This window comes from Rhodoferax sp., assembly GCF_044236835.1.
GTDB lineage: Bacteria > Pseudomonadota > Gammaproteobacteria > Burkholderiales > Burkholderiaceae_C > Allorhodoferax.
Genome location: NZ_JBIIGC010000001.1, coordinates 165,259 through 191,699 on the forward strand (window position 1 = coordinate 165,259; position 26,441 = coordinate 191,699).

Here is a 26,441-nt window from a genome sequence, read left to right on the forward strand (position 1 = left end):
AGTCAGGGCATGAAAACCGTCGCGGTCGTCGATTACGGCATGGGCAATTTGCGCTCAGTCACGCAGGCGGTGGAACATGTTGCTGCTGGCACGGGCGTGCGGGTCGTTTGGGCTCGAACCCACCAAGAGGTAATGGACGCAGACCGTGTGGTGTTGCCAGGCCAGGGCGGAATGCGTGACTGCATGCGCGAGCTGCGCGGTGCTGGCATGCTCAACGCCGTGCTGCACGCAGCCCAGCGCAAGCCGCTGATGGGAGTGTGCGTGGGAATGCAGATGCTGCTCGACCACAGCGCAGAACTCGACACACCCTGCCTGGGGCTGATCCCCGGCGAAGTGGTCAAGTTTGAGCTCGCCGGGCAAACACAGCCGGACGGCAGCCGGTATAAGGTGCCGCAAATGGGTTGGAACCGCGTGTGGCGCAGTGCCGCTGGGAGCCTCCATCCCGTGTGGGGTGAGGTGCCCGACGGAAGCTACTTTTACTTCGTTCACAGCTACTATGCACAACCGTCGGATGCGCACCACATCGTCGGCGAGACTGATTACGGGCAGCGCTTTGCGTCGGCGCTTGCACGCGATAATATTTTTGCCACGCAGTTTCACCCTGAAAAAAGCGCAGACAACGGATTGGCTCTTTACCGCAACTTCCTTCACTGGAACCCTTGATCTCCACCGGCCGCCCCCGCCATCATGCTTCTCATTCCTGCGATTGACCTGAAAGATGGTCACTGCGTTCGCCTCAAACAGGGCGACATGGACCAATCCACGACGTTTGCCGAGGACCCCGTGGCCATGGCCCGAAGTTGGGTGGACAAAGGCGCGCGCAGGCTGCATCTGGTGGACCTCAATGGCGCGTTTGCCGGACACCCCAAGAACGAAATGGCGATCCGCAAAATCCTCAAAAACGTGGGCAGCGAAGTCGACGTGCAGCTTGGCGGCGGCATTCGCGACCTTGACACGATTGAGCGCTATTTGGATGCGGGGCTGCGCTACGTCATCATCGGCACGGCAGCCGTCAAAAACCCAGGTTTTCTGCAAGACGCCTGCACCGCCTTTGGTGGCCACATCATTGTGGGTCTGGACGCACGGGACGGCAAAGTGGCCACCGACGGCTGGAGCAAGCTGACACGCCACGACGTGATCGACCTAGGCAAAAAGTTCGAAGACTATGGTGTGGAAGCCATCATTTACACCGACATTGGTCGTGACGGCATGCTCAGCGGCATCAACATTGACGCGACCGTCAAGCTCGCACAGGCGCTCACCATCCCTGTCATTGCTTCGGGTGGACTTTCGGGCATTGCCGACATCGAAGCGCTCTGTGGTGTGGAGGACGAGGGCGTTGAGGGCGTCATCTGTGGCCGTGCCATCTACAGCGGCGACCTGGACTTTGCTTCCGCGCAGGCGCGTGCTGACGAGCTCAACGGATAGCCGACCTTGCTAGCCAAACGCATCATTCCCTGCTTGGATGTGACGGGCGGGCGGGTAGTCAAGGGCGTCAACTTTGTGGAGTTGCGTGACGCTGGCGACCCAGTGGAGATTGCCGCGCGCTATAACGCACAGGGTGCGGACGAACTGACGTTTCTGGACATCACCGCCACCAGCGACGGGCGCGACCTGCTGTTGCACACCATCGAGGCGGTTGCTTCGCAGGTGTTTATTCCGCTGACGGTGGGTGGTGGGGTGCGCACCGTCGACGATGTGCGCCGCTTGCTCAATGCCGGTGCCGACAAGACGAGTTTCAACTCCGCTGCCATTGCCAATCCGCAGGTGATCGAGGATGCATCGCTTAAGTATGGCGCCCAATGCATCGTCGTTGCCATTGACGCCAAGCGTCGGTCGGCGACCGAGAGTGCGCGTACCGTCGACGGCGTTGCGATCGGTCCGGGTTGGGATGTTTATAGCCACGGTGGTCGCAAGAACACTGGCTTGGACGCGGTGGAATGGGCGGTCGACATGGCGCGCCGCGGCGCTGGTGAAATTCTGCTGACCAGCATGGACCGCGATGGCACCAAGTCTGGCTTCGATTTGGAGCTGACCCGCGCGGTGGCCGATGCGGTGGCGGTGCCGGTGATTGCTTCGGGCGGCGTGGGCACGCTGGATCATTTGGCAGACGGGGTGCAGCAAGGCGGTGCCGATGCGGTGCTGGCGGCCAGCATCTTCCACTATGGCGAGTTCACAGTGGGCCAAGCCAAGGCGCGCATGGCCGAGCGCGGCATACCGGTGCGCATTTAGCCGACAATGTGGTGATGAACTGGTTGGACCAAGTACGGTGGGACGCGCAGGGCCTAGTCCCGGTGATTGCCCAAGAGCAGGGCAGCAACGACGTGTTGATGTTCGCATGGATGGACCGGCAAGCCCTGCAAACCACAGCGGAGTTAGGCCGCGCGGTGTACTACAGCCGCTCCCGCGCCAAGCTGTGGTTCAAGGGTGAAGAGTCTGGGCATGTGCAAAAGGTGCACGAAATCCGTTTGGACTGCGACAACGATGTGGTGTTGCTCAAAGTGACCCAAGTTGGCCATGTGCCAGGCGTTGCCTGCCATACCGGGCGCCATAGCTGCTTTTTCAGCGTATTGAAGAATGGCACGTGGGAGACCGTGGAGCCTGTGTTGAAAGACCCGCGGTCCATGTACCCACAGCCATGAGCGCCAACAGCATGTCACATCTTCCGCCTTCAGAGCATTCCCAGGACGTGCTTGCCCGCTTGGCCGCCGTGATCGAGAGCCGCAAAGGCGCCGTCCCAGGACAAGCAGATGTGAGCTATGTGGGCCGGCTCTTGCGTTTGGGGCCAGACGCCTTCCTGAAAAAGATCGGCGAAGAGGCCACCGAGGTCGTGATGGCAGCCAAGGACACAGACCACGGCGCAGACACGGCCAAGGTTGTGTCCGAAATCGCAGACCTATGGTTTCACTGCATGATCGCGCTGTCGTACTACGGATTGTCACCCAATGATGTGATTGCCGAGCTGCAGCGGCGCGAGGGCACCAGCGGCATCGACGAGAAAGCCCTGCGCAAAGCGCAGGCGCGCGATGCGGCGCACGCCAACCCAGGAGCAACCCTATGACCCAGAATTTCACCAGGCCCATCACATCCGACGCTGCAGCCTTGCAAAGGCTCCAGTCCCTTAACACCATAGGCACCATCAGCTATGTGCTGCATTTGGTGGTGGCAGTGGGAGCCGTCGTTCCGGGCGGGCAGTTTGGCCCGATGCTGCTGATTGCTGCCTTGGTGCTGGACTTGGTCAAGCGCAGCGATGCTGAGGGCACCTGGCACGCCTCCCACTTTCGCTGGCGCATTCGCACCGTGCTGATTGCGGCCGCCTTGTACCTGTTGACCGCGCCGTTGTGGGTTTTGCTGCTGGCACCCGGCTGGATTGCCTGGACATGCATATCTATTTGGTTTCTCTACCGCGTCGTGAAAGGCTTTGTCGCGATGCACAAGGGCCATGCAATGCCGTCACCGGCTGACGCAGCACCATGACCGAGGCCTCCATGGAACACGATGCCAGTTGCATTTTCTGCAAAATTGCCGCCGGTCAGATTCCGTCGCGGGTGGCGTACGAGGACGCCGAGTTTTTTGCCTTTCACGACATTAACCCTTGGGCGCCGGTGCACTTTCTTATCATCCCTAAGGCGCACATCCCGTCCATGGCACATTTGGATGCGAGCCACGCTGGCCTGATGGGGCGGCTGATGGCCTTGGTGCCCCAGCTTGCCTTGCAAACTGGTTGCAGGCCCTACCCGCAAGGTGGGTTCCGGCTGGTCACCAACACTGGTGCTGAAGGCGGTCAGGAAATTCACCACTTGCATTTCCACGTGATGGGTGGTCCGCGGCCTTGGGCGCGTGGTTGAGCGCAGACTAGAATTCACTGTTACTGTTAGGAGCACCCCATGGGTTCATTTTCAATTTGGCATTGGCTGGTCGTTTTGTTGATCGTGGTCATGGTGTTTGGCACCAAGAAGCTCAAGAACATGGGCGGAGATTTGGGCAGCGCAGTCAAGGGTTTCAAGGACGGCATGAAAGACGGTACGACCTCTACCGAAGAGAAGCCTGCCGCTGCACCCTCGCAAGTTGCCAACGCCGCCACGGAAAAAACCACGATCGATGTAGAAGCGCGGCAAAAGTCTTGAGTTCTCTTTTGGCGCAACGCTTGTTTCTAGCGTGCAACCCGCGTGATTGACCTTGGTATATCGAAGATCGCGTTGATCGGTGTGGTTGCACTGGTCGTGATCGGTCCTGAGAAGCTTCCCCGCGTGGCGCGCACCTTGGGCGCGTGGCTGGGCAAGGCCCAGCGCTACGTGTCCGATGTGAAGGCGGAAGTCAACCGTTCCATGGACCTCGAAGAGCTCAAGAAGATGCGGGAGTCGGTAGAGGGCGCGGCCCAGGCGGTGGAAAGCTCCATCCAAACCCAAGCGTCCGATTTCGAGAAGTCTTGGGCAGAGTCCACTGTGGAACTCAATGCATCGTTGGAGCCCAGTTTCCCTGTGTACAAGCGGCCTCAAAAGAACTGGCGCCTCAAACAGGGCGCAGTTCCCAACTGGTACAAGGCACGTAGCGGCGTTCGCACCAAGGCACTTTCGGGCGCTGCCCGCGTGGCCCGGTACAGACCAACGCGACTGAGCTGAGCCTTCAAGTTACGCCCGATTTATGGCCCAAGACCCACCCAAAGACGACGAACTCGCTGGTACAGAGCAACCTTTTGTCCAGCACCTCGTTGAGTTGCGCAACCGCCTGATCAAGGCGGCGCTTGCTGTCGGTGTGGCCTTGGTGGTCTTGGCGATCTACCCAGGCCCGGCGGCCCTTTACGACATTTTGGCTGCGCCACTGGTGTCCACGCTGCCAGAGGGGGCCACGCTGATTGCGACCTCTGTCATTTCACCGTTCTTGGTGCCGCTCAAGATCATGCTGATGACAGCCTTTTTGCTGGCCTTGCCCGTGGTGCTGTGGCAGATGTGGGCTTTTGTCGCGCCAGGCTTGTACTCTCACGAAAAACGGCTGGTGTTGCCCCTGGTCATCTCTAGTTCTTTGCTGTTTTTTGTGGGCGTGGCGTTTTGCTATTTTTTCGTTTTTGGGCAGGTCTTCAAGTTCATCCAAGGCTTTGCGCCCAAGGCGGTGACTGCCACGCCCGATATCGAGGCCTACCTTGACTTTGTGTTGTCAATGTTTTTGGCGTTCGGTTTGGCTTTTGAGGTGCCGATTGTGGTCATCGTCCTTGCCCGCTTGAACATGGTCAGCATCGAAAAACTCAAGGCGTTTCGCAGCTATTTCATTGTGGTCGCCTTCGTGATCGCAGCGATTGTCACGCCGCCCGATGTGGTGTCCCAACTGGCCCTTGCCATACCGATGTGCATCCTCTACGAGGTAGGCATTTGGGCCGCACAAATATTCATTCGACACACTCAGGCGCCGTCGGACGACGCCCCACAACAGCAAACCTAGCGTTCGGGGCTGGGCACTTTGGGCCGTGGCCTGACACCTGGTGTTACCTCGATCTCCAAATTCTGGTTTTTTCTCGTAACCGAAAAACGCGCGGGCGCCCCCGGTTTCAGAGCAGCTACCACGGACAGAAGCTGGGAGACGTCGGCAACACTGCGATCACCAATGCGCGTGATGACATCCCCTGGCCGCACGCCGGCTTTGGCGGCGGGCCCGTTTTGTAGCACCCCGGTGATGATCACGCCCGCTTGCGCCTGAACACCGAACGCTTCCGCCAACTCGGGCGACAAGTCATTGGGCTCGACACCAATCCAACCACGTGTCACTTGCCCGTCCTTGACCAAGCCATCCAGCACCATCTTGGCGGTGGACACCGGGATGGCAAACCCAATGCCCATGCTTCCACCGGAGCGGGAGTAAATCGCGGTGTTGATGCCCAACAAATTGCCGTTGGTGTCGACCAAGGCGCCGCCCGAGTTACCTGGATTGATGGCCGCATCGGTCTGGATGAAGTTCTCAAAGGTGTTGATGCCCAGTTGGTTGCGGCCCAAGGCGCTCACAATCCCACTGGTGACCGTTTGCCCCACGCCAAATGGGTTGCCAATGGCGAGCACTTGATCGCCTACTTCAAGCTGGTCTGAGTTGCCCAGCACAATCACGGGCAGGCGGTCAAGCTCGATCTTCAGCACGGCCAGATCGGTGTCCGGGTCGGTGCCAATGACTTTGGCGGTGCCGTGCCGACTGTCGTTTAAAAACACCTCAATTTCATCCGCGCCTTCAATGACGTGGTTGTTGGTCAAAACGTAGCCGTTGGGGCTGACGATGACGCCGCTTCCCAGCCCACTTTGGTTTTCTTCACCCTGCTCACCATAAAAAAATCGGAACCAAGGGTCTCTGGACGATGGATTTTGGCGCGACGCCTTGCTGGTACTGATGCTGACAACCGCCGCAGAGGCCCTTTGCGCCGCGATCCGAAAGCTTCCCGCCGGGACCGCCCCCGGTGCCGTTGCAGGAGCTTCGAGGAGTGCCACCACATTGGACATGGTCGGCGTGCGGTCCAGCCACTGCGGTTTGAGCGTGGCGACCACAAAGTAGGCTGCCACCAACACCGTCACGGCCTGGGAAAAAACCAACCAGAATCGTTTCATAGCAACAAATTGTAGGCTCGACCACAGATCCCGATACAGTGAGGCCATGCATCTGCGCGGCCCGATCAGCTCCAAGCCTTTTGTGATCCATATCGAAGCAGCGGCCTCTGCCAAGCCGGCGATGGGAGCTGCCTGCAACGGCTGCGGTGTGTGTTGTGCAGTGGAGCCCTGCCCACTGGGAATGATGTTGTTTCGACAGCGCCGTGGCGCGTGCCCCGGCCTGGTGTGGGAGCCCCAAGCGCTGCGGTACCGGTGTGGTGTGGTATCTACGCCGCAAAAGGTCGCCAAGGAGGTGCTGCCCGCGTGGTTGCGCTTCGCTGAGCCTGGGTTAACACGGGTCTTGGCCTGGGGCGCACGGCGGTGGATCGCGGCAGGTGTGGGCTGCGACAGCAATTTGGAGGTGGCGCCATCGCCCGTGGGCGCACCGCATAACTTGGAGGAGCAACCATGATGGAGCGCGCACAGTTGGTGTCGGCGTTTGACAATTTGCTGCAACCAGAGAGGTTCAAGGACTATTGTCCCAATGGACTGCAGGTGGAGGGTCGGCCGCAGGTTCAAAGGCTGGTCTCGGGCGTCACCGCGAGCTTGGCGCTCATCGAAGCGGCGGTGGCTGCGCAGGCCGATACCTTGGTGGTGCACCACGGTTTGTTTTGGCGGGGCAATGACGGTCGCGTCACCGGCTGGATGCGCCAGCGCTTGGGTTTGCTCTTGCAGCACAACATCAATCTGCTGGCCTACCATTTGCCCCTAGACGCGCATGAGTCCTTGGGTAACAACGCCCAGCTCGGCGCGTTGCTCGGGTGGTTGCCCACTGCGCGGTTCGGTGAGCAACAGCTTGGATGGCTGGGTGAACCCGTGGGCGGACCACTCGCCAGCGCCCACGCTTTGGCCGACCAGATCGCCGGCAAGCTTGGACGCGCGGTTACCGTGGTCGACGCCAACCGGGCGCCGGTTCGTCGCATCGCATGGTGCACCGGCGGCGCACAAGGCTACTTTGAGGCCGCCATCGCAGCGGGAGCCGATGTGTTTGTAACCGGTGAAATTTCCGAGCCTCAGGCCCACTATGCGCGTGAATGCGGCGTCTCGTACCTGGCGTGCGGACACCATGCAACGGAGCGTTACGGCGTGTCAGCGTTGGCGTCTCACGTAGCCGCGCAGCATGGCCTGGAGCACCTGTTTATCGACATCGACAACCCAGCGTGAAAGCCTTGGACGTGACCGCCCCCATCGCCATCACCATGGGTGACGCTGCAGGCATCGGCCCAGAGATCATCGTCAAGACGTACTGTGAAGCTCCGGATGCCGCCCGCGACTGTTTCGTGGTCGGCGACCTACACACCCTACGAAGAGCCGCCGCGCTGCTCAAGCAACAAGGTGCATGCCCGATAGAGATTCCCGTAGTGGCAGTCGATACCCCGCATGCTTACACTAAATTGGCGACCCCTTGCATCGCAGTGCTTCAGCCGACAGGGCCATTGCAGGCGGTGGCTCACGGACAAGTAAACCCTGCCGCCGGCGCGTTTGCGGGCGCCTGCATCGTGTGGGCCGCGCAGGCGGCGATGCGCAATGAGCTAGCCGCCATCGTGACCGCACCCATCCACAAAGAGGCCTTCGCAGCCGCGGGTGCGCCCTACAGCCGCTACCCGGGCCATACCGAGCTGCTCCAGGCGGTGGCAGCAGAGTTTCTGGGGAAGCCGGTCGAACAGATTCCGGTCCGCATGATGCTGATGAACAGCGAAATTCGCACAGTGTTGGTCAGTATCCATCTGTCATTGCGTGACGCGATCGCCGCTGTCACTTTTGAGCGTGTGCTTGAGACGCTGATGGTGACCCATGCAGCCCTGGGCAAGCTGCTCGGTCGATCGCCCCAAATTGGCGTCGCTGGCTTGAATCCCCATGCGGGCGAAGGCGGTTTGTTTGGCCGGGAGGAACTGGAGGTGATCGTGCCGGCAGTTGCGGCTGCGCGCGCGTCAGGCTGCCAGGTGAGTGGTCCGTGGGCGCCCGACACCGTTTTTATGCGTTCGCGGCACGCGCTGGGCCGCGTGGGTGCATTTGATGTCGTGGTGGCGATGTACCACGACCAGGGCTTGATCCCGGTGAAGTACCTCGGGGTGGAGCAGGGTGTCAATGTCACCCTGGGTCTGCCTCTGGTGCGAACCAGCCCAGACCATGGAACCGCTTTCGACATTGCTGGCACGGGAAGAGCGGATCCCTCGAGCCTGGTGGCAGCCCTGCGGGCCGCAAGGCAGCTTATTGCTTCTTGAGGCTGTCGCGGATTTCGCGCAACAGCAACACCTCTTGAGACTCAGGCGCGGGCGCAGGAGCCTCCTGCTGAGCAGGTGCGTTCCGCTTCAGGCGGTTGATCTGTTTGACCATCACAAAAATGATGAAAGCGAGCACCAAAAAATTCAGAGCAATCGTCAAGAAGTTGCCATAGGCAAATACAGGAACGCCTGCCTTTTTGAGTGCAGAAAGTGTGTTTTCTGTACCCGCGGGCACGGCGCCTACCACCCAGTACATGCTGGAGAAGTCCAGCTTTCCGAGCACGGAGCTGATGAGTGGCATCACCAAATCGCCCACGACAGAATCGACCAGTTTCCCAAAGGCGGCCCCGACCATCACGCCCACCGCGAGGTCGATGACGTTACCTTTGACGGCGAATTCCTTGAACTCTTGCAACATTCCCATCGTTGTGGACTCCTGTGGTCTTGGACCGGCTTTGGCAGGTGATGCCCCGGGACGCTGGATGAAAAACCCTTGCTGCGGGTGACCAAGTTGGCACTTTTGCGTCAGCTACAATCCTAGCTCACCTTTGTACCGAAATTCATTGAGGATTCTCATGAGTGAAACCCATGTTGCGACCGCACAGGTCGACTCTAGCAAGAGAACCTGGCTGATCGCTTCCGGCTGCGCTGGCGCGGTCGCCGGAGTTGCCACCGCAGTGCCGTTTGTCAGCAGCTTTCAGCCATCTGAGCGGGCCAAAGCCGCTGGGGCAGCGGTTGAGGTTGACATCGCAGCGTTGAAGCCGGGTGAAAAAGTGACAGTGGAGTGGCGCGGCAAACCCGTGTGGGTGATGCGCAGGACCCCAGAGCAACTTGCAACCCTGAGCGCCCTGACCGACCAGCTGGCCGACCCAGAGTCCAAACGCAAGCCCGAAGAGTTCACGCCTGAGTACGCGCGCAATGAAGGCCGCTCTATCCGTCCGGACGTGTTTGTGGCAGTGGGCATTTGCACCCACTTGGGTTGTTCTCCGTCAGACAAGTTCCAGTTGGGCGCCCAACCCTCCTTGCCGGATGACTGGAAGGGTGGGTTCTTTTGCCCATGCCATGGTTCCACATTCGACATGGCCGGGCGCGTGTTCAAAAACAAGCCTGCTCCAGATAACCTCGAAGTTCCTCCCCACATGTTCCTCTCCGACAGCAAGTTGCTAATCGGTGAAGATAAGAAAGCCTGAGGCGCGTGAAAATGGCTGAGTTCAAAGAAATCTCCCCCAACGCCTCGGCAGGCGAACATGTGACGAACTGGTTTCAGAACCGGTTCCCAACGGCCTTTGAGGCCTACCGCGTGCACATGGCGGAGTACTACGCACCCAAGAATTTCAATTTTTGGTATGCATTCGGCGCCTTGGCAATGTTGGTCTTGGTCATCCAGATCGTGACCGGTATTTTTCTGGTGATGCACTACAAGCCGGACGCCAATTTGGCCTTTGGCTCAGTCGAGTACATCATGCGCGATGTGCCTTGGGGTTGGTTGATTCGCTACATGCACTCCACAGGCGCTTCGGCGTTTTTCGTGGTCGTGTACCTGCACATGTTCCGCGGTCTGATGTACGGCAGCTACCGCAAGCCGCGTGAGCTGGTCTGGATTTTTGGCTGTGCAATTTTTCTTTGCCTGATGGCAGAGGCCTTCATGGGGTACCTCCTCCCCTGGGGCCAGATGTCGTACTGGGGCGCTCAGGTGATCGTCAACCTGTTTGCTGCGATTCCCTTCATCGGCCCCGACTTGGCGTTGCTCATCCGTGGCGACTATGTGGTTGGCGATGCAACACTCAATCGCTTCTTCAGTTTCCACGTGATCGCGGTCCCCTTGGTACTGCTCGGACTGGTTGTGGCCCATTTGTTGGCACTGCATGATGTCGGCTCCAACAACCCCGACGGTATCGAGATCAAAGGACCGAATGCACCCAAAGACGCGCAGGGCCACCCCTTGGATGGCATTCCCTTCCACCCCTACTACACCGTGCACGACATCTTTATGGTGAGTGTGTTCCTGATGGTGTTCACTGCCATTGTGTTTTTTGCACCTGAGTTTGGTGGCTATTTCTTGGAGTACAACAACTTCATACCCGCCGACCCGCTGAAGACGCCTTTGCACATCGCACCTGTTTGGTATTTCACGCCCTTCTATTCGATGTTGCGTGCCATCACTACAGAAATGATGTATGTGCTGATTGCATGCGTTGTTGCCGCTGCGGCGTTTGGTATGTTCAAGACCAAGTTGCCCTCTGTGGTGAAGGGCGTCATTGCAGTGCTGGCTGCCGGTTTGGCGGCCATGATGTTGTCGATCGATGCCAAGTTCTGGGGCGTTGTGGTGATGGGTGGCGCAGTCATCATCCTGTTTTTCCTTCCTTGGCTCGACTACAGCCCAGTCAAGTCCATTCGCTACCGTCCGAGCTGGCACAAGTATGTGTACGGCTTGTTTGTGATCAACTTTTTGATCTTGGCCTACTTGGGCGTCAAGCCAACGTCATTGGTTGGCGAGCGTGTATCGCAAGTTGGAACCTTGTTCTATTTCGGATTTTTTCTCCTCATGCCGTGGTGGAGTCGCCTGGGTGAACCCAAGCCCGTGCCTGCACGCGTCAACTTTGTGGCCCATTGAGCGAGGAGTTCACCACCATGAAAAAAATCATTCTGGCCCTGTTGATGGGTTTGAGCGTGGCGATCTCTTCGCATGCAGCTTCTAGCGGTATTGCCTGGGATAAGGCGCCCGACAAGACGAACGACTTGGAGGCTCTGCAAAGTGGCGCCAAGACCTTCGTGAACTACTGCTTGAACTGTCACGCTGCTGCATTCATGCGCTACAACCGGCTCAAAGATATCGGTTTGACCGAACAGGAGATCAAGGACAACCTGCTTTTCACTACCGACAAAGTGGGCGACACAATGAAGGTGTCCGTGGACCCACGTCAGGCCAAAGAGTGGTTCGGTGGCAACCCACCCGATTTGACCCTCATTGCGCGCTCCAGGTCTGCGGTCGGTATGGGCCCTGGCGCCGACTACCTGTACACCTATCTGCGCACCTATTACCCCGATGACACAAAGCCTACTGGCTGGAACAACTTGGCGTTCCCCAACGTCGGTATGCCCCACGTGCTGTGGGAACTGCAAGGCATGCGGGCACCTGTCTTCGACACCATTGAAGAACATGGCCACCAGACGCAGGTGTTCAAAGGCTGGACGCAGTTGACGCCAGGCACCCTGACCCAAGCCGAGTTCGACAACGAAATGGGCAATTTGGTGAGCTACCTGCAATGGATGGCCGAGCCGGCCGCTAACACCCGTGTACGTGTTGGCGTCGTGGTTCTCCTGTTTCTGGGGCTTCTCACACTTTTCACTTGGCGTCTCAACGTCGCCTTTTGGAAAGACATCAAGTAGGTTTTGCTGTTAGCGTGCGCACGCTTTGCGCATTTGCAATTGTGGAGTGGGCTGACGACCAGTGGCCCACTCCTTTTGATTTTTAGGAGTCTTTCGCCATGATGGTGCTGTATTCAGGAACAACCTGCCCCTTTTCGCATCGCTGCCGCTTTGTGCTGTTTGAAAAAGGTATGGACTTTGAGATCCGTGATGTGGATCTTTACAACAAGCCAGAAGACATCAGCGTGATGAATCCTTACGGCCAAGTTCCGATCCTGGTGGAACGTGACCTGATCCTCTACGAGTCAAACATCATCAATGAGTACATAGACGAGCGTTTTCCGCATCCTCAGCTCATGCCCGGCGATCCCGTCGACCGGGCCCGCGTGCGTCTTTTTCTGCTGAACTTCGAGAAGGAGTTGTTTGTACATGTTTCCACGTTGGAGGCCCGTGCATCCAAGGGTAATGAAAAGGCGCTCGATAAAGCGCGTTCGCACATCCGTGATCGCTTGACCCAACTTGCCCCAGTCTTCCTGAAAAACAAGTACATGCTGGGTGAGAACTTCTCCATGCTGGATGTTGCCATTGCTCCGCTGCTCTGGCGTCTTGACTACTACGGTATCGACCTCAGTAAAAACGCGGCACCGCTGTTGAAGTATGCCGAACGAGTCTTTTCGCGGCCAGCGTATATCGAAGCGCTTACTCCGTCAGAAAAGGTGATGCGCAAGTGATGTTTGGAGGCTGACCGGCATGGACAGCAACGCGCTTGCGTCGACCCGCCCATACCTGATTCGTGCCTTGTATGAGTGGTGTACAGACAACGCTTTCACGCCATTTATTGCAGTGCATGCGGATGAGTCTGTCCGAGTACCCAATGAATACATCAAGGACGGTGAAATCGTTTTGAACATCAGCTTCGATGCAACCAGTGCCTTGAAGTTGGGCAACGATTACATTGAGTTCAAAGGGCGTTTTGGCGGGGTTGCCAGGGATATCTTGATCCCTGTGAATCGAGTACTGGCGATTTACGCTCGCGAGAATGGCCAAGGCATGGCGTTCCCTTTGGTCCAAAACTTGGACGAAGACGCCGAGGAACCCACCACATCTTCAGGTGGAATTTCAAGTACGGTTGTTGCAGACCATGGGGACGCTGGACCAGCGCCCCGCCCGCCGCCCGGTTCGCGTCCCACGCTTACCCGTGTCAAGTAGTCGGGGGCAAGTAAAGCCCAATCTGCCTAGGTTACACTCGCCCCGCGCCGATTTAGCTCAGTTGGTAGAGCAACCGCCTTGTAAGCGGTAGGTCATCAGTTCGAATCCGATAATCGGCACCATTGCAGTACATTCCTTGATCACTTGCCTGAGCGAACTCGCAAACGGATAGAGGTTTGACCGAGCCCGCGTGACTTCAGGTGGCTCTCCAGGGCGGGGATGATCTGGCGCAGTTTGGCGGCCACAGCGTTGTTGTCCACCAGCAAGCTCCATTTGTTGCCCTCTGTGGGTCCGGGCAGTATGTGGTTGTGCAGTGCTTTTGGTATGAGTGGCGCAAGGGCTTCTAAGCGTTCGCGTGACTGATCGGCCATCGCAACAAGCTGAGCCAACATGGGCGAGCTTTGGGTGGCTTCCATAACAGTAACGGCAGTGTTTCGGCGCTTTGGTTCCATAGTGGGGGATTGCATGTGCAGTTGATTATCACGGACTCCCGGCTCTCCAAGAGCCACAGCATTCAACTCAGTGCCGCGCGCCTGTTGGTAGTCACGTTCTTCGCATCGCTGATGCTGATGCTAATGGCAGCCTTGCTGTACCACTGGGTATTCTTGAAGGGCGCTCGTGAGGGTTGGCCAGTTGTGGGCTCGTTAGTGCGCTTGGTGGTGAAGGACGAGGTCGCGCAACGTGACCGGTTTGTTCGGGAGAACATCGACGTCATGGCCCGAAAGTTGGGCGAGATGCAGGCCAAGCTGGTGCAGATGGAGTCCTTGGGTGAACGAGTTTCGGGGCTTTCAGGCGTTTATCCCGCAGATTTAAAGGCCAAACCCGGTAGTGGTGGAGTACTGGTGCCGGGGCGGTCACTTACTTTGGAGGAACTGGAGCAGACTTTGAGCGAGCTCGATCGGTTGACCGACCAGCGCACCGACATGCTCACAATCATCGAGTCGCGGCTGTTTGAACAGAAGATCAAAAAGATGATGATTCCTACGCAGGCGCCAGTTCAGTCGGTCAACACAGGTTCGCAGTTTGGCTGGCGCATTGACCCGTTCACTGGCCGATCGGCCTTGCACACAGGCCTGGACTACCCTGCGGATCCGGGTACCCCCATACTTGCCGCTGCGGGGGGCATTGTGGTGACTGAAGAGTTTCATCCTCAGTACGGCAAGTTGGTTGAGGTCGACCACGGTAACGACCTGACGACTCGCTATGCGCATGCCTCCGAGGTTTATGTAAAGAAGGGTGATTTGATCAAGCGAGGACAGAAAATTGCGGCTGTCGGTAGCACCGGGCGATCAACAGGTCCCCACTTGCATTTCGAGGTGTTGGTTCAGGGGGTGCCGCAGGATCCGCAAAAGTTTTTGACTGCGGGTAGTTCGGTGCCCGCTCCCTTGCTAACAAAGAACGAGCGCAAGCCAGGCCAAATCGGTGGGGTTGCCGCGCAACGCTAAAATTCGTCAGGGCGGTTTGATGAACGTGGCGTGCATGACGTTGCGTTTTTTCGAAGTACCCCCAACTCTTCACAGTATTGACAAAAGGATGCTGCTGGTTGGCGCGGACCGCTGCGCTTTACCGGCCTCGAATGCATGGCAACCAACTTTCTCACAAAAATCTTTGGCAGTCGAAACGACCGCCTGCTCAAGCAGTACCGCGCTGTGGTGGTGCGCATCAATGCACTCGAGTCGCAGTTGGAACGTTTGACAGACGAAGCCCTGCAGTCGAAAACAGGGGACTTTAGACAACGTATTGCCAACGGCGAGGCTCTGGAAGCGCTGTTGCCCGAGGCGTTTGCAGTGGTGCGCGAGGCCTCCAAACGCGTGATGAAGATGCGTCATTTCGACGTTCAATTGCTCGGTGGCATGTCCTTGCACCACGGCAAGATTTCTGAGATGCGTACTGGCGAGGGCAAGACATTGACAGCCACGCTGGCGGTCTATCTCAACGCGTTGGTTGGCAAAGGCGTGCACGTGATTACGGTCAATGATTACCTTGCGAGTCGTGACGCACGGTGGATGGGTCGCCTCTACAATTTTTTGGGTTTGTCTGTGGGCATCAACTTGCCGCACACCTCGCGCGAGCAAAAGCAAGCAGCTTACGCAGCGGATATTACCTACGGCACCAACAATGAGTTCGGCTTTGATTACCTGCGTGACAACATGGTGTACGAGGTCGCAGACCGGGTGCAGCGTGGCCTACACTACGCCATCGTTGACGAGGTCGATTCGATCCTCATCGACGAAGCCCGAACTCCGCTCATCATCAGCGGCCAAGCGGAAGACCACACCCAGCTGTACATAGCCATGAACAAGGTGGTGCCGCTGCTGGAGCGCCAAGAGGGGGAGGCCGACCCACACACTGGAGAGGGCATTACCAAGCCTGGAGACTTCACGCTGGACGAAAAGTCCCATCAGGTTTTTCTCACCGAGCGTGGACACGAGAACGCCGAACGTATTCTTTTCAACAACGGGCTCATTGCAGAGGGTGCTTCGCTTTACGACCCGGCGAATATCACCCTAGTCCACCATTTGTACGCGGCATTGCGTGCTAAGCACCTTTTTCACCTAGACCAGCACTACGTGGTGCAGCAAGGTGAAATTGTGATCGTCGACGAGTTCACCGGTCGCCTAATGACGGGTCGCCGTTGGAGCGATGGTTTGCACCAAGCGGTGGAAGCCAAAGAAGGGGTGGCAATCCAAGCCGAAAACCAAACCTTGGCTTCCATCACATTCCAGAACTACTTTCGCCTGTACAACAAGCTCGCTGGCATGACGGGTACTGCGGACACCGAGGCCTACGAGTTCCAGGAGATCTATGGTCTTGAGACCGTGGTCGTGCCGCCCAACCGCGTGAGTCGGCGCGAGGATCAACTCGATCGGGTTTACAAAACGACTCCTGAAAAATACGACGCCGCCATCCAAGACATCCGCGACTGCTACACCCGCGGCCAACCGGTGTTGGTGGGAACCACGTCAATTGAGAATTCCGAGATCATCGCGAAGCTGCTGGAAAAAGAAAACCTGCCACACCAGGTTCTCAACGCCAAACAGCATGCGCGCGAGGCCGACATCGTGGCACAGGCTGGTCGTCCCAAGATGATCACCATCGCCACCAACATGGCCGGTCGTGGGACCGATATCGTGCTCGGCGGCAACCTGGAGAAGGCCGTTGAGGCTATCGAGGCAGATCCTGCACTTGATGACGGGACCAAAGCGCGCCAAGTTGAAGCGGTGCGTGCGCAATGGGCTCAGGACCATGAGGCCGTCAAGGCTCTGGGAGGTCTGCGGATCATTGCCACCGAGCGCCACGAGTCTCGGCGCATTGACAACCAGTTGCGCGGCCGGTCGGGTCGCCAGGGGGACCCTGGGTCCTCGCGCTTTTATCTGAGCCTCGACGATTCGTTGATGCGCATCTTTGCCGGTGACCGCGTGCGGGCCATCATGGAGCGATTGAAAATGCCCGATGGCGAGGCCATTGAGGCGGGCATCGTGACCCGCAGCATCGAAAGCGCCCAACGCAAAGTAGAGGCCCGTAACTTCGACATGCGCAAGCAGTTGCTGGAATACGACGATGTGTCCAACGACCAGCGCAAGGTGATTTATCAGCAGCGCAATGCCATTTTGGACGCGCAGACGCTCAGTGCCCAAATCGCCTCTTTGCGCCAAGGCTGCTTCACGGATCTGGTGCGTCAGTTCATACCCGCAGAGTCGGTAGAAGAGCAGTGGGACGTCAAGGGCTTGCAGAAGGCCCTGGCGGACGATTGGAACATCGCGCTGGACTTGGAAAAGCAGGTCAGCGAGGCCAGTGCCATCACTGATGAAGACCTGCTGGAAGCCACCATCGCTGCGGCAAATGCTGCGTTTGAGAGCAAGGTGGCTGAGGTTGGCGAAGAAAACTTCACCAAGTTCGAGCGCATGGTGTTGCTGCAAAGCTTAGACACCCATTGGCGCGACCACCTGAGCGCATTGGACTACCTGCGCAAGGGCATCCATCTGCGCGGCTACGCGCAAAAGCAGCCCAAGCAGGAGTACAAACGCGAAGCCTTCGAGCTGTTCGGCCAACTTCTGGACTCGGTCAAGAACGAAGTAACCAAATTGCTTATGACCGTCAAGATCCAGTCCAGCGCCCAGCTCGACGAGGCCGCGCAGGCGATGGAAGAGCGCGCCGAAAGCATTGCGAACGTCACCTACACCGCTCCGACTGAAACTGGCGAGACCGAGACGGTCGCAGCATCGGAAGTGGCCGGTGCGCGGTCGGGCCCTGCGACCGATGTGCCTCGCGTTGGTCGCAATGATCCCTGCCCCTGCGGCAGTGGCAAGAAGTACAAGCACTGCCACGGAAAACTTGCCTGAGAAAGCACCATGCCTGTGAACCTCTCTGCACCTGCAGTAGCCTCTCTCTTGCCCATTGCCGGTGTTCAAATCGGTGTCACGGAAGCTGGTGTGCGAAAGCTCGGGCGCAAAGACCTGACAGTGTTCCTGCTCGATGAGGGCAACAGCGTGGCCGGAGTTTTCACTTCAAACCGCTTTTGCGCTGCGCCAGTGCACCTGTGCCGAACGCATTTGGCCTCGAATGCGGGTGTGCGTGCACTGGTCATCAATACCGGAAATGCTAATGCAGGAACTGGTGCCGACGGCATGCTGCGCTCCCGCAATGTGTGTGAGGCTCTCGCTAACCGCTTGGGCTTGCAGCCAACCCAAGTTCTTCCCTTCTCCACGGGCGTCATCATGGAACCACTGCCAAGCGAGCGCATCGTGGCAGGGCTCGACGCGGCGATCGCAGACGCCGCTGGCGATCATTGGTTGCGTGCTGCCGAGGGCATCATGACCACCGACACGGTCGCCAAAGGATACAGCGCGCAAGCCCAGATTGGCGGACACACCATCACCGTCACCGGCATCAGCAAGGGCGCGGGCATGATTCGCCCCAACATGGCCACGATGCTTGGCTTCATTGCTACTGACGCGTGTGTGAACTCCGATCTGATGCAAGGCTTGGCTACCGCCTTAGCCGAGTCCTCCTTCAACCGGATTACCGTCGACGGCGACACCTCGACCAATGATTCGCTACTGGTGATCGCCAGCAACCGGGCGGGCAATGCCCCTATCGACTCGATCAACAGCGAAGAGGGTCAGCAACTTTTCGCCTTGATGCTTGGCGTCGCCCGGCAACTCGCGCATGCGATCGTTCGCGACGGTGAGGGAGCGACCAAGTTCATCACGGTGGTGGTGGAGGGTGGAAAGTCGCCCCAAGAGTGCCGCCAGGTGGCTTATGCGATCGCACACTCACCTTTGGTGAAGACCGCTTTTTTTGCCAGCGACCCCAACCTAGGACGCATTCTGGCCGCGGTGGGATACGCTGGGATTGTCGACCTAGACGCCAATCGGATTGAACTCCACCTTGACGACGTACATGTGGTAACACAGGGCGGTCGCAATCCAGCTTACCAAGAAGCCGATGGACAGCGAGTGATGCGGCAGTCGGAAATCACAATCCGTGTACACCTTGGGCGCGGGCCAGCGATGGACACGGTTTGGACCTGTGATTTCAGCCACGACTACGTCACGATCAATGCTGACTACCGATCCTGAACCAGATCTGTTTGGCCAAGGCCTCTGATGACCGATCCAGCAATGCATTTTTTTGCGCGCGCCGAGTTGTTCATGTCGCGCGTCGAGGCCGCGCTTGAACGTGGTTTGGTGCAGCCCGATTGGAGCGCGTCTGTGGCCTTTCGCTACCGCAGGCGCACTTCTGGTCAAGGCGTTATTGCGCCGGTGCAGCATGTGGGGGCAATGGCACTTGTGGACCTCAAGGAAATTGACGTCCAAAAGGAAAAGATATGCCGCAACACCGAACAGTTCGTGCGTGGCGCTACCGCTAACAACGTATTGCTCACGGGCGCGCGGGGCACCGGCAAGTCCTCCTTGATCCGTGCCTGTCTGCATGCTTACGCACCATTGGGGCTGCGTCTGATCGAGGTGGATAAGTCCGATTTGGTGGACCTGCCCGACATCGTAGATGTGGTCGCATCTCGGCCCGAAAAATTCATTGTCTTTTGCGACGATCTAAGCTTTGACGACGGCGAATCCGGCTACAAGGCACTCAAGTCCGTGCTAGATGGATCGGTGGCAGCATCCACCCCCAATGTGTTGATTTACGCCACCAGCAACCGCCGCCACTTGTTGCCCGAATACATGGCAGAGAACCTGAGCTACACCCACACCCAGGATGGGGAAGTCCACCCTGGCGAGGCGGTGGAGGAAAAAGTCTCCCTGTCCGAGCGTTTCGGTCTGTGGGTGAGCTTTTACCCGTTTTCCCAGGACGAGTACTTGCATATTGCATCGCAGTGGCTGGACGTGCTGGGCGTTGCACCCGACGAGGTTGCTGCTGCGCGTGGAGAGGCGCTTTTGTGGGCATTGGAGCGTGGATCTCGCAGTGGGCGGGTGGCCTGGCAATTCGCGCGTGACTTTGCGGGACGTAAGGCGTCGCGCTGATGCACCAGGCCCACCAGCCAACGCCTTTGGTGGCTGACGCGGATGTGCCTCGCCAAGGTGGTGGTGCCAACCGACCGGTCACCGAAGTGGCGGTTGGGGTGTTGATACGACCTGACGGCGCCTTTTTGTTGACAACCCGGCCTGCTGGCAAGGCGTACGCAGGCTACTGGGAATTCCCTGGCGGTAAGCTCGAGCCAGCCGAGTCAGTCGAGCAGGCGCTCGCGCGGGAACTGTTGGAGGAGTTGGGCGTCACCATAGGTTCGGCGCGGCCGTGGAAGTCCGAGGTGGTTGACTATCCCCATGCCTTGGTGCGTCTGCATTTCTGTAAGGTGTTCACGTGGGTCGGCGCCTTGCAAATGCGTGAGGGCCAGTCGTTTGTCTGGACCCAGTTGCCAGTCAAGCTGCAGCCGGTGTTGCCTGGCACCTTGCCGGTACTGGACTGGCTCGCCCAGGAGCGCGGTCTACTGTCTTGAGTTATGGGCTTCCGGAGCCGCATCTTCGGCCTCAGGGCGTACTGGCACGCGGAACGCTTCGTCCGCCCAGGCGCCGAGATCGAGGCTCTTGCAGCGCTCGCCACAAAACGGCCGAAATGGATTGGAGGGCGCAAACACGCTGTCTGCCCCGCACGCCGGACATGGAACCATCTTGCATTGCATGGTGTCAAACACAGCCCATGTACATAAGGTCAGGAACAGAGCGCGATTTCAAACGCACCGTCCTCTTGGCATGCGTGCAACTTGTCGTCGGCGTCCTGGCGCAGCATGCGGATGGATACCAGCAATCTGTTACCACTGATCTCCGGGATTAAGCACAACCCCGGGTCAATGGCCAAACGCAGCAACTGAAAGGTCCGTCCTTGAGGTAGGTTCTGCTGAAACTGGCCGCCCACGGCGACCACCTTTTGCGGTGCACCCCCGTCACGCAGCATCTTTAGCAAAAGTTGGATGGACTCGGCCAAGGGCACCAATGTGGCAATCCAACGCTGTAAATCGGATCGGCGGGCCGAATCACTGCGCTGTTGCCAGGCGAAGTAGGCAGGCAAATCAAACGCACAAGTACCACCCGGGATGCCCACGCGGCTTCGAATGCTCATCAACCACTCGTTCTCCGTAAGCGCCTGACCGGCTTTGCCGGGAAGGCGATTGAGCGCCTCAAAACATTGTTCGACCTGTGCAACCACACGGTCCAGTACCGACTCTGCGATGGCCGGGTTCCCACGGTAGCCATTGAGTGTTTGCTTTTGCTTTTCTAGGTCGCGCAATACATCGGATTTGAGGTCGGCCCGGGCTCCGACATCCATCACTTCAAAGATGGTGGTGAGGGCAAAGTGGTGGTCTACCGCGTGGCTGCGCGACACCAGAACACCCAACCTTAGGAAAAGCTGCTCCAGCCGCAGGTAGGTGCGAATTCGCTCGTTGAAGGGGTACTCGTAAAGAATCACACTGCGCTTTCCAGTCACCGAATCATAGCCCGAACTTCGCCCCAATCTGGCGTACCTCACGCCCCAGTTCGTCCATGGTCAGCCCTTCGTTGTAGAGCACAAGGTCTGCCGCTTTGAGGCGCTGGTGGCGGCTGGCCTGAATGCGCAGTATGCGTTCAATCTCGGCCAAAGCCAGCCCGCTGCGCTGCATGACGCGAGCGATTTGCGTCGCTTCTATGCAGTCGACAACCAGCACCCGGTCCACGCGGGCACGCCAATTCGCCGACTCTACAAGCAGCGGAATATCCAGCACGATGCAGGGGACTGCGGAACGCTGTGCAGATGCGACCTGCTGTTTGACCTCTTGTGCCACTAAGGGGTGGATGATGCGCTCAAGTTGAAGCTTGGCGTCGGGATTGCGAAATACCAAGTCTCGTACACCGGCACGGTCCAAGCCACCGTCGCTTGCAATGCAATGCGGACCAAGCTGTTGCGCGATCTCGGGAATCGCCGCGCCGCTGGGCGCGGTGAGCTGACGCGAAATGGCATCCGCATCCACCACCGCTGCGCCCAGTTGGCCCAGCATCATTGCTACCGTACTTTTGCCGCTGCCAATGCCGCCAGTTAGCCCAAGCCGTGTGGATCGAGACCCCACCTCAAATGCCCGCAAGGCTACGTACCGTTTCTGGTCCTAGCACCAGTACTGCATAGCCAGCCATCGCTAAAAAGGGACCAAACGGGATGTAGCCGCCCTCGCGCAAGCCGGACGTGAACTTCATTGCGAGACCCACGACCGCACCTGCGATCGAAGCAATCAGAATCAGCGGAATGAGAGCTTGCCAGCCAAACCAAGCGCCCAACGCTGCGAACAGCTTGAAGTCGCCGTAGCCCATGCCTTCTTTGCCTGTGGTGATTTTGAAGCCCCAATAGATAGACCACAGAGATAAGTAGCCCGCTACCGCCCCCCAAAGCGCCGAGTTCAAGCCAGTAGGAGTCCATTGCAAAGCAGCTGCCACCAAGCCCAGCCACAGCAAAGGCAGCGTGATGTCGTCAGGCAGCAGCGTGGTGTCCCAATCGATCAGCGCCAAAGTCAGCAGCATGGCTGAAAAAACGCTCCAGACCACGCCGGTGGCGTTGGCTCCGAATACCCAGCCGCAAAAAAAGAACAGCCCTCCAGTGAGGGCCTCAACCAGGGGGTATCGAACAGAGATTGGCGAGGCGCAAACCGAACATTTCCCACCCAAGTAGAGGTAGCTGGCGATGGGAATGTTTTCGTGCCAGGAGATCGGGTGGCCGCAATGATTACAGCGGGAACGCGGAACCATTAGATTGAAGGGCGCTTGTTCATTGGGCGTGGCGCCAGAAGACTCTGCGCACTCTGCAGCCCACCGTCGCTCCAGCATCTTGGGCAGACGGTACACCACAACGTTGATGAAGCTGCCAACCAAGAGGCCTGCCAGTGCGAACAAACCGGCATCGAGACTAGGTACCCCAGACAGCATCACACCACCTGTCCAAGTTTGAAGATAGGCAGGTACATGGACACCACGATGCCGCCGATGATGCCGCCCAGTACCACAATGATGATGGGCTCCATCAAGCTCGAGATGCCCGCCACCATGTCGTCCACTTCGGCTTCGTAGAAGTCCGCACACTTGGACAGCATGTGGTCAATGGAGCCGGACTCTTCGCCGATGGCACACATTTGCAGCACCATGGAAGGGAACAGATCCGCGTTAGACATAGCGGCCGTCAACGCGGTGCCAGTGGAAACCTCTTGCTGAATCTTTTGGGTGGCCTCTGCATAAACAACATTGCCGGCGGCACCTCCCACCGAGTCCAGTGCCTCCACCAAGGGTACGCCTGCCGCAAACATGGTGGAAAGGGTCCGCGTCCAGCGTGCGATGCATGACTTTTCAACCAGGGGTCCGAACACTGGAAGCTTTCGCATTAGACGATCCATGAAGGCCTGAACCCGAATGTCCCGTTTCCAAGACTCTAAGAAGAAATAGACTCCCCCGCCCAACGCGCCGAATATCAAATACCAATAGGCGGTAAAGAACTCGCTCATGGCAATGACCATCAATGTGGGCCCCGGAAGCTCTCCACCAAATGAGGCAAAGACTTCTTTGAAGGAAGGCACCACGAAGATCATGATCACAGAAACCACCACAAAGGCGACGATCAGCACCGTGATCGGGTACATCAGCGCAGACTTAATCTTGGACTTAATGGCCTCGGTTTTTTCCATGTAGACAGCCAGGCGGTCCAGCAATTGGTCCAAGATGCCTGCAGACTCACCCGCTTCGATTAAGTTGCAGTACAGCTTGTCGAAGTAGAGCGGGTACTTGCGAAACGCGTTGCTCAGCGAGGTGCCGGTCTCGACATCGTTGCGAACGTCGTTGAGCAGCCGAGTCACGCTGGGGTTGGGATTGCCGCGGCCCACGATGTCGAAGGCTTGAAGCAAAGGCACACCAGCCTTCATCATGGTCGCGAGCTGGCGGGTGAATATTGCAAGGTCCTTGGGCTTGATGGACCGGCTTGATCGCATTCGGCGCTTTTTGAGCTTGCTCAAGGTGACGCCCTGGCGGCGCAATGCAGACTTGACTTGGTTTTCCCCAGCGGCGCGCATATCTCCACGCACCTGTTTTCCGTTCCTGTCCTTACCCTCCCATTCGTAAACGGCGTCCTTGCTTTCGCTGGTCTTGGGCTTAGTCGTTGCCATATTGTCCCTTGGCTATCGACTTACTCATTGGTGACGGCCAAAACTTCTTCCAGTGAAGTCAGTCCCATCTTGACTTTGTTCAGGCCGGATTGGCGCAACGAACGCACGCCTTCGCGCTCGGCCTGCTTGGCGATATCCAGTGAGCTGCCATCTTGCAAAATGATGCGCTGAATAGCCTCAGTGATCGGCATGACCTGGTAAATGCCGACCCGGCCTTTGAAGCCCAGATTGCAGCTAGCGCAGCCAACCGGCTTGTACGGTTTCCAACTGCCGTCTAGGTCTTGCTGTGTGAAACCAGCGTCCAGTAGTGCGGCTTTGGGTATTTCCATAGGCGCGCGGCAGCTGAGACAAAGCCTGCGCGCCAAGCGCTGTGCGGTGATCAGTATCACGCTGGACGCGATGTTGAAAGGTTGGATACCCATGTTCCTCATGCGCGTGAGTGTTGTGGGGGCGTCGTTGGTGTGCAAGGTGGAGAGCACCAAGTGCCCTGTTTGTGCCGCCTTGATGGATATGTCAGCAGTTTCTACGTCGCGGATTTCGCCCACCATGATGATGTCTGGGTCTTGCCGTAAAAATGAGCGCAACGCGGCCGCAAACGTGAGACCGGCCTTCTCATTGACGTTTACTTGGTTGACGCCGGGCAGGTTGATTTCGGAGGGATCTTCCACGGTCGCGATGTTGACACCGGGCTGGTTGAGCATGTTCAGGCAGGTGTAGAGTGAAACCGTTTTGCCGGAACCAGTGGGACCCGTGACCAAGATCATGCCGTAGGGCCTTCCCACCGCCTTGAGCAGTCGCTCTTTTTCCTCCGCGTCATAGCCCAGGGCGTCAATGCCAAGCTTGGCACTGTTCGGATCCAGTATTCGGATCACAATTTTCTCGCCGAACAGGGTGGGCAGGGTGCTGACCCGAAAATCGATCACCCGTTCGGGCCCCACTTTGAGCTTCATTCGCCCGTCCTGGGGCACCCGCTTTTCAGAGATATCCATGCGGGAGATGACTTTGATTCGCGACGCCAACTTGTCCTTGATGGCTACCGGCGGGTTGGCGATCTCACGCAGCTGGCCGTCCACCCGAAAACGCACCCGGTAGCTGTGCTCGAAGGGTTCAAAGTGGAGGTCGGAAGCGCGCATGCTGACGGCATCAAGAAGCATCTTTTGCAGGAAGCGCACCACCGGCGCGTCTTCCACTTCCGCCGTGGCTTGGGTGTTCTCAGTGGCGGTATCGACCGCGCTTTCGTCAAACTCGAAATCGCCGCCAATGATGTCTTCGACTGCCTCGGTGGCAGTAACCTTGTCGGCCTCCACCATTCGCGACAGTTTGTCGTACTCGGCAATGATCCAGTCCACTCCGAGTTGGGTCGAAAACTTGATCTTTTCTGCTGCCCTTTGGTCCGATGGGTCGGCGGTAGCCACCATGAGCCGGTTGTTGCGCTTGCTCAGTACGACCAGCCGATAGTCTTGGCAAATCTTGCTGTCAAGCAGCCCTTTGGGCAGACGCTTCGGGTCAAGGGCATCTAGGTTCACCAGGGGAGCCGCAAATGCCACCGAGAGGGTGTGTGCCAGATCGGACGCCGAAAGCACGCCAGAGCCGACCAATTCAGCGATGAAACTACTCTTGTTGCTGACGGATTTGCTGTAGATCTCTTCGGCTGATTTTTGTCCCAGCTTGCCCGCTGTGACCATGGCACGCCCGATGCCAGGAAGTGCCACGGTGTTGGAACCTTGTAACAGTGAATCAACTGAAGATGCCATTGTGCCGTCGGTATAGTGCTGAAAATGGCTGCAATGCAGCGGACTTGGTCACGCCACTGTAAATCAAACGCTCCCTGACCTGATGTCAAAGAATGCTTGACCTTCGGCGTCTTTGGCCGAGAGTATGGGTAAGCGGCTTCCTAGAGGCCAGGCAATTGCCAGGGTTGGGTCATTCCAGTGGATGCAACGTTCGTGCTGCGCCGCGTAGTAGTCGGTGGTCTTGTAGAGAAAGTCCGCGGCGTCCGATAGCACCAAAAAACCATGGGCAAAGCCGGGCGGAATCCAGAGCTGGCGTTTGTTCTCTGCCGAGAGGATCACTCCCACCCAAGCTCCAAAGGTTTTGGAGTCTGGTCGGATGTCCACCGTGACGTCAAACACCTCGCCTTGCGTCACGCGAACCAGCTTGCCTTGCGGGCGTTGCACCTGGTAGTGCAGGCCACGCAGCACGCCCTCGGTCGAGCGGGAATGGTTGTCTTGTACAAAGACGGCCTTGACCCCCGTGGCCTGCTCAAACACGTGGGCATTGAAGCTCTCAAAAAAGAAACCGCGCGTGTCCCCGAACACCGTGGGTTCGAGCAGCAGCACGTCGGCGATGGCCGTGGAGGTAACCTTCATGGGGGCGGCTTCATGTAGG

At 58.1% G+C, this 26,441-nt stretch carries 32 protein-coding genes and 1 tRNA gene; 23 read left to right on the top strand and 10 right to left on the bottom strand.

Annotated elements, in window-relative coordinates:
- Positions 1-9: 9 nt before the first annotated feature.
- The 10 genes from hisH to tatC are packed head-to-tail and all read left to right on the top strand — an operon-like array spanning position 10 to position 5,436.
- Positions 10-663: an imidazole glycerol phosphate synthase subunit HisH gene (hisH, locus tag ACILRC_RS00745; protein ID WP_395667411.1), complete on the top strand. Its 654-nt coding sequence runs from the start codon at positions 10-12 to the stop codon at positions 661-663.
- 24 nt (positions 664-687) lie between these two features.
- The gene (gene hisA, locus ACILRC_RS00750) at positions 688-1,428 is read left to right on the top strand and encodes a 1-(5-phosphoribosyl)-5-[(5-phosphoribosylamino)methylideneamino]imidazole-4-carboxamide isomerase (protein WP_395667412.1); all 741 of its coding nucleotides are present in this window, start codon (positions 688-690) and stop codon (positions 1,426-1,428) included.
- Positions 1,429-1,434: 6 nt separating this feature from the next.
- On the top strand, positions 1,435-2,232 hold the full coding sequence (gene hisF / locus ACILRC_RS00755) for an imidazole glycerol phosphate synthase subunit HisF (protein WP_395667413.1): 798 nt from the start codon (positions 1,435-1,437) through the stop codon (positions 2,230-2,232).
- Between the two features lie 14 nt (positions 2,233-2,246).
- A complete protein-coding gene (gene hisI, locus ACILRC_RS00760; RefSeq protein ID WP_395667414.1) occupies positions 2,247-2,642 on the top strand; it encodes a phosphoribosyl-AMP cyclohydrolase in 396 nt (131 codons plus the stop codon).
- 11 nt (positions 2,643-2,653) lie between these two features.
- Complete coding sequence (locus ACILRC_RS00765; RefSeq protein WP_395667415.1) at positions 2,654-3,061, top strand: phosphoribosyl-ATP diphosphatase; 408 nt, start codon at positions 2,654-2,656, stop codon at positions 3,059-3,061.
- Entirely contained in the window at positions 3,058-3,477 is a 420-nt protein-coding gene (locus ACILRC_RS00770) for a DUF4870 family protein (RefSeq protein ID WP_395667416.1), read from the top strand. Before ACILRC_RS00765 ends, ACILRC_RS00770 begins: the two co-directional genes overlap by 4 nt.
- An 11-nt stretch (positions 3,478-3,488) precedes the next feature.
- Positions 3,489-3,848, top strand: a complete 360-nt coding sequence (locus ACILRC_RS00775; RefSeq protein ID WP_395667573.1) for a histidine triad nucleotide-binding protein — start codon at positions 3,489-3,491, stop codon at positions 3,846-3,848.
- Between the two features lie 39 nt (positions 3,849-3,887).
- Complete coding sequence (tatA, locus tag ACILRC_RS00780) at positions 3,888-4,127, top strand: Sec-independent protein translocase subunit TatA (RefSeq protein WP_395667417.1); 240 nt, start codon at positions 3,888-3,890, stop codon at positions 4,125-4,127.
- A gap of 42 nt (positions 4,128-4,169) precedes the next feature.
- Positions 4,170-4,622 carry a Sec-independent protein translocase protein TatB gene (tatB, locus tag ACILRC_RS00785; protein WP_395667418.1) on the top strand — a complete coding sequence of 151 codons (453 nt, stop codon included), beginning with the start codon at positions 4,170-4,172 and terminating at the stop codon, positions 4,620-4,622.
- 22 nt (positions 4,623-4,644) lie between these two features.
- Complete coding sequence (gene tatC, locus ACILRC_RS00790; protein ID WP_395667419.1) at positions 4,645-5,436, top strand: twin-arginine translocase subunit TatC; 792 nt, start codon at positions 4,645-4,647, stop codon at positions 5,434-5,436.
- Here the strand turns inward: tatC and ACILRC_RS00795 are convergent.
- Positions 5,433-6,581: a trypsin-like peptidase domain-containing protein gene (locus ACILRC_RS00795; RefSeq protein WP_395667420.1), complete on the bottom strand. Its 1,149-nt coding sequence runs from the start codon at positions 6,579-6,581 to the stop codon at positions 5,433-5,435. The two genes, tatC and ACILRC_RS00795, sit on opposite strands and share 4 nt — an antisense overlap.
- Positions 6,582-7,028: 447 nt before the next feature.
- Between ACILRC_RS00795 and ACILRC_RS00800 the strand changes: the two genes are divergently transcribed.
- Both ACILRC_RS00800 and pdxA read left to right on the top strand, forming a co-directional pair.
- Positions 7,029-7,784, top strand: coding sequence for a Nif3-like dinuclear metal center hexameric protein (locus tag ACILRC_RS00800; RefSeq protein WP_395667421.1), 756 nt, complete (start codon positions 7,029-7,031; stop codon positions 7,782-7,784).
- Positions 7,785-7,819: 35 nt separating this feature from the next.
- A complete protein-coding gene (gene pdxA / locus ACILRC_RS00805) occupies positions 7,820-8,845 on the top strand; it encodes a 4-hydroxythreonine-4-phosphate dehydrogenase PdxA (RefSeq protein ID WP_395667574.1) in 1,026 nt (341 codons plus the stop codon).
- Here pdxA and mscL read toward each other — a convergent pair.
- A complete protein-coding gene (gene mscL, locus ACILRC_RS00810) occupies positions 8,832-9,269 on the bottom strand; it encodes a large conductance mechanosensitive channel protein MscL (RefSeq protein WP_395667422.1) in 438 nt (145 codons plus the stop codon). The genes pdxA and mscL overlap by 14 nt on opposite strands.
- A 151-nt stretch (positions 9,270-9,420) precedes the next feature.
- On the opposite strand from mscL, the gene petA reads away from it, so the two are divergent.
- From petA to ACILRC_RS00840, 6 genes are all read left to right on the top strand, one after another.
- Positions 9,421-10,035 carry a ubiquinol-cytochrome c reductase iron-sulfur subunit gene (petA, locus tag ACILRC_RS00815; protein WP_395667423.1) on the top strand — a complete coding sequence of 205 codons (615 nt, stop codon included), beginning with the start codon at positions 9,421-9,423 and terminating at the stop codon, positions 10,033-10,035.
- Positions 10,036-10,046: 11 nt separating this feature from the next.
- Positions 10,047-11,459: a cytochrome bc complex cytochrome b subunit gene (locus ACILRC_RS00820; RefSeq protein ID WP_395667424.1), complete on the top strand. Its 1,413-nt coding sequence runs from the start codon at positions 10,047-10,049 to the stop codon at positions 11,457-11,459.
- A 17-nt stretch (positions 11,460-11,476) separates the two neighbouring features.
- Positions 11,477-12,235, top strand: a complete 759-nt coding sequence (locus ACILRC_RS00825; protein ID WP_395667425.1) for a cytochrome c1 — start codon at positions 11,477-11,479, stop codon at positions 12,233-12,235.
- 98 nt (positions 12,236-12,333) lie between these two features.
- Positions 12,334-12,945 carry a glutathione S-transferase N-terminal domain-containing protein gene (locus ACILRC_RS00830; RefSeq protein ID WP_395667426.1) on the top strand — a complete coding sequence of 204 codons (612 nt, stop codon included), beginning with the start codon at positions 12,334-12,336 and terminating at the stop codon, positions 12,943-12,945.
- A gap of 19 nt (positions 12,946-12,964) precedes the next feature.
- A complete protein-coding gene (locus ACILRC_RS00835) occupies positions 12,965-13,423 on the top strand; it encodes a ClpXP protease specificity-enhancing factor (protein WP_395667427.1) in 459 nt (152 codons plus the stop codon).
- A gap of 46 nt (positions 13,424-13,469) precedes the next feature.
- Positions 13,470-13,545, top strand: a tRNA-Thr gene (locus ACILRC_RS00840).
- 18 nt (positions 13,546-13,563) lie between these two features.
- On the opposite strand, the gene ACILRC_RS00845 is transcribed toward ACILRC_RS00840, so the two are convergent.
- Positions 13,564-13,839, bottom strand: a complete 276-nt coding sequence (locus tag ACILRC_RS00845) for a hypothetical protein (protein WP_395667428.1) — start codon at positions 13,837-13,839, stop codon at positions 13,564-13,566.
- A 51-nt stretch (positions 13,840-13,890) separates the two neighbouring features.
- On the opposite strand from ACILRC_RS00845, the gene ACILRC_RS00850 reads away from it, so the two are divergent.
- From ACILRC_RS00850 to ACILRC_RS00870, 5 genes are all read left to right on the top strand, one after another.
- Positions 13,891-14,868 carry a M23 family metallopeptidase gene (locus tag ACILRC_RS00850; protein ID WP_395667429.1) on the top strand — a complete coding sequence of 326 codons (978 nt, stop codon included), beginning with the start codon at positions 13,891-13,893 and terminating at the stop codon, positions 14,866-14,868.
- Positions 14,869-15,003: 135 nt separating this feature from the next.
- A complete protein-coding gene (secA, locus tag ACILRC_RS00855; protein WP_395667430.1) occupies positions 15,004-17,766 on the top strand; it encodes a preprotein translocase subunit SecA in 2,763 nt (920 codons plus the stop codon).
- Between the two features lie 9 nt (positions 17,767-17,775).
- Positions 17,776-19,005, top strand: a complete 1,230-nt coding sequence (gene argJ, locus ACILRC_RS00860) for a bifunctional glutamate N-acetyltransferase/amino-acid acetyltransferase ArgJ (protein WP_395667431.1) — start codon at positions 17,776-17,778, stop codon at positions 19,003-19,005.
- A 27-nt stretch (positions 19,006-19,032) separates the two neighbouring features.
- Positions 19,033-19,908, top strand: coding sequence for an ATP-binding protein (locus ACILRC_RS00865; protein ID WP_395667432.1), 876 nt, complete (start codon positions 19,033-19,035; stop codon positions 19,906-19,908).
- A complete protein-coding gene (locus tag ACILRC_RS00870) occupies positions 19,908-20,381 on the top strand; it encodes an NUDIX domain-containing protein (RefSeq protein WP_395667433.1) in 474 nt (157 codons plus the stop codon). Before ACILRC_RS00865 ends, ACILRC_RS00870 begins: the two co-directional genes overlap by 1 nt.
- Here the strand turns inward: ACILRC_RS00870 and ACILRC_RS00875 are convergent.
- From ACILRC_RS00875 to rfbC, 7 genes are all read right to left on the bottom strand, one after another.
- Positions 20,370-20,564: a DNA gyrase inhibitor YacG gene (locus ACILRC_RS00875; protein ID WP_395667575.1), complete on the bottom strand. Its 195-nt coding sequence runs from the start codon at positions 20,562-20,564 to the stop codon at positions 20,370-20,372. The two genes, ACILRC_RS00870 and ACILRC_RS00875, sit on opposite strands and share 12 nt — an antisense overlap.
- Positions 20,565-20,593: 29 nt before the next feature.
- Positions 20,594-21,349 (bottom strand): cell division protein ZapD, encoded by a 756-nt coding sequence (zapD, locus tag ACILRC_RS00880; protein WP_395667434.1) that lies wholly within the window; start codon positions 21,347-21,349, stop codon positions 20,594-20,596.
- 22 nt (positions 21,350-21,371) lie between these two features.
- The gene (gene coaE, locus ACILRC_RS00885) at positions 21,372-21,983 is read right to left on the bottom strand and encodes a dephospho-CoA kinase (protein ID WP_395667576.1); all 612 of its coding nucleotides are present in this window, start codon (positions 21,981-21,983) and stop codon (positions 21,372-21,374) included.
- A gap of 1 nt (position 21,984) precedes the next feature.
- Positions 21,985-22,830, bottom strand: a complete 846-nt coding sequence (locus tag ACILRC_RS00890) for a prepilin peptidase (RefSeq protein ID WP_395667435.1) — start codon at positions 22,828-22,830, stop codon at positions 21,985-21,987.
- Positions 22,830-24,053 (bottom strand): type II secretion system F family protein, encoded by a 1,224-nt coding sequence (locus ACILRC_RS00895; RefSeq protein WP_395667436.1) that lies wholly within the window; start codon positions 24,051-24,053, stop codon positions 22,830-22,832. The genes ACILRC_RS00890 and ACILRC_RS00895 overlap by 1 nt, the downstream gene beginning before the upstream one ends.
- A 20-nt stretch (positions 24,054-24,073) precedes the next feature.
- Positions 24,074-25,807 (bottom strand): type IV-A pilus assembly ATPase PilB, encoded by a 1,734-nt coding sequence (gene pilB / locus ACILRC_RS00900; protein ID WP_395667437.1) that lies wholly within the window; start codon positions 25,805-25,807, stop codon positions 24,074-24,076.
- Positions 25,808-25,870: 63 nt separating this feature from the next.
- Positions 25,871-26,422, bottom strand: coding sequence for a dTDP-4-dehydrorhamnose 3,5-epimerase (gene rfbC / locus ACILRC_RS00905; protein ID WP_395667438.1), 552 nt, complete (start codon positions 26,420-26,422; stop codon positions 25,871-25,873).
- Positions 26,423-26,441 lie beyond the last annotated feature (19 nt).

Excerpts from the sequence above, each read along its gene's own strand:
- mscL (WP_395667422.1), bottom strand. The coding sequence starts at position 9,269 with ATGGGAATGTTGCAAGAGTTCAAGGAATTCGCCGTCAAAGGTAACGTC.
- ACILRC_RS00830 (WP_395667426.1), top strand. The coding sequence starts at position 12,334 with ATGATGGTGCTGTATTCAGGAACAACCTGCCCCTTTTCGCATCGCTGC.
- pilB (WP_395667437.1), bottom strand. The coding sequence starts at position 25,807 with ATGGCATCTTCAGTTGATTCACTGTTACAAGGTTCCAACACCGTGGCA.
- rfbC (WP_395667438.1), bottom strand. The coding sequence starts at position 26,422 with ATGAAGGTTACCTCCACGGCCATCGCCGACGTGCTGCTGCTCGAACCC.
- pdxA (WP_395667574.1), top strand. The coding sequence starts at position 7,820 with ATGGGTGACGCTGCAGGCATCGGCCCAGAGATCATCGTCAAGACGTAC.
- ACILRC_RS00795 (WP_395667420.1), bottom strand. The coding sequence starts at position 6,581 with ATGAAACGATTCTGGTTGGTTTTTTCCCAGGCCGTGACGGTGTTGGTG.
- argJ (WP_395667431.1), top strand. The coding sequence starts at position 17,776 with ATGCCTGTGAACCTCTCTGCACCTGCAGTAGCCTCTCTCTTGCCCATT.
- ACILRC_RS00775 (WP_395667573.1), top strand. The coding sequence starts at position 3,489 with ATGGAACACGATGCCAGTTGCATTTTCTGCAAAATTGCCGCCGGTCAG.
- ACILRC_RS00845 (WP_395667428.1), bottom strand. The coding sequence starts at position 13,839 with ATGGAAGCCACCCAAAGCTCGCCCATGTTGGCTCAGCTTGTTGCGATG.
- ACILRC_RS00890 (WP_395667435.1), bottom strand. The coding sequence starts at position 22,830 with ATGCTGTCTGGGGTACCTAGTCTCGATGCCGGTTTGTTCGCACTGGCA.
- tatA (WP_395667417.1), top strand. The coding sequence starts at position 3,888 with ATGGGTTCATTTTCAATTTGGCATTGGCTGGTCGTTTTGTTGATCGTG.
- ACILRC_RS00825 (WP_395667425.1), top strand. The coding sequence starts at position 11,477 with ATGAAAAAAATCATTCTGGCCCTGTTGATGGGTTTGAGCGTGGCGATC.
- hisA (WP_395667412.1), top strand. The coding sequence starts at position 688 with ATGCTTCTCATTCCTGCGATTGACCTGAAAGATGGTCACTGCGTTCGC.
- ACILRC_RS00895 (WP_395667436.1), bottom strand. The coding sequence starts at position 24,053 with ATGGCAACGACTAAGCCCAAGACCAGCGAAAGCAAGGACGCCGTTTAC.
- ACILRC_RS00770 (WP_395667416.1), top strand. The coding sequence starts at position 3,058 with ATGACCCAGAATTTCACCAGGCCCATCACATCCGACGCTGCAGCCTTG.
- hisI (WP_395667414.1), top strand. The coding sequence starts at position 2,247 with ATGAACTGGTTGGACCAAGTACGGTGGGACGCGCAGGGCCTAGTCCCG.
- ACILRC_RS00875 (WP_395667575.1), bottom strand. The coding sequence starts at position 20,564 with ATGCAATGCAAGATGGTTCCATGTCCGGCGTGCGGGGCAGACAGCGTG.
- ACILRC_RS00870 (WP_395667433.1), top strand. The coding sequence starts at position 19,908 with ATGCACCAGGCCCACCAGCCAACGCCTTTGGTGGCTGACGCGGATGTG.
- ACILRC_RS00765 (WP_395667415.1), top strand. The coding sequence starts at position 2,654 with ATGTCACATCTTCCGCCTTCAGAGCATTCCCAGGACGTGCTTGCCCGC.
- petA (WP_395667423.1), top strand. The coding sequence starts at position 9,421 with ATGAGTGAAACCCATGTTGCGACCGCACAGGTCGACTCTAGCAAGAGA.
- tatC (WP_395667419.1), top strand. The coding sequence starts at position 4,645 with ATGGCCCAAGACCCACCCAAAGACGACGAACTCGCTGGTACAGAGCAA.
- ACILRC_RS00820 (WP_395667424.1), top strand. The coding sequence starts at position 10,047 with ATGGCTGAGTTCAAAGAAATCTCCCCCAACGCCTCGGCAGGCGAACAT.
- ACILRC_RS00835 (WP_395667427.1), top strand. The coding sequence starts at position 12,965 with ATGGACAGCAACGCGCTTGCGTCGACCCGCCCATACCTGATTCGTGCC.
- ACILRC_RS00865 (WP_395667432.1), top strand. The coding sequence starts at position 19,033 with ATGACCGATCCAGCAATGCATTTTTTTGCGCGCGCCGAGTTGTTCATG.
- secA (WP_395667430.1), top strand. The coding sequence starts at position 15,004 with ATGGCAACCAACTTTCTCACAAAAATCTTTGGCAGTCGAAACGACCGC.
- ACILRC_RS00800 (WP_395667421.1), top strand. The coding sequence starts at position 7,029 with ATGATGGAGCGCGCACAGTTGGTGTCGGCGTTTGACAATTTGCTGCAA.
- hisH (WP_395667411.1), top strand. The coding sequence starts at position 10 with ATGAAAACCGTCGCGGTCGTCGATTACGGCATGGGCAATTTGCGCTCA.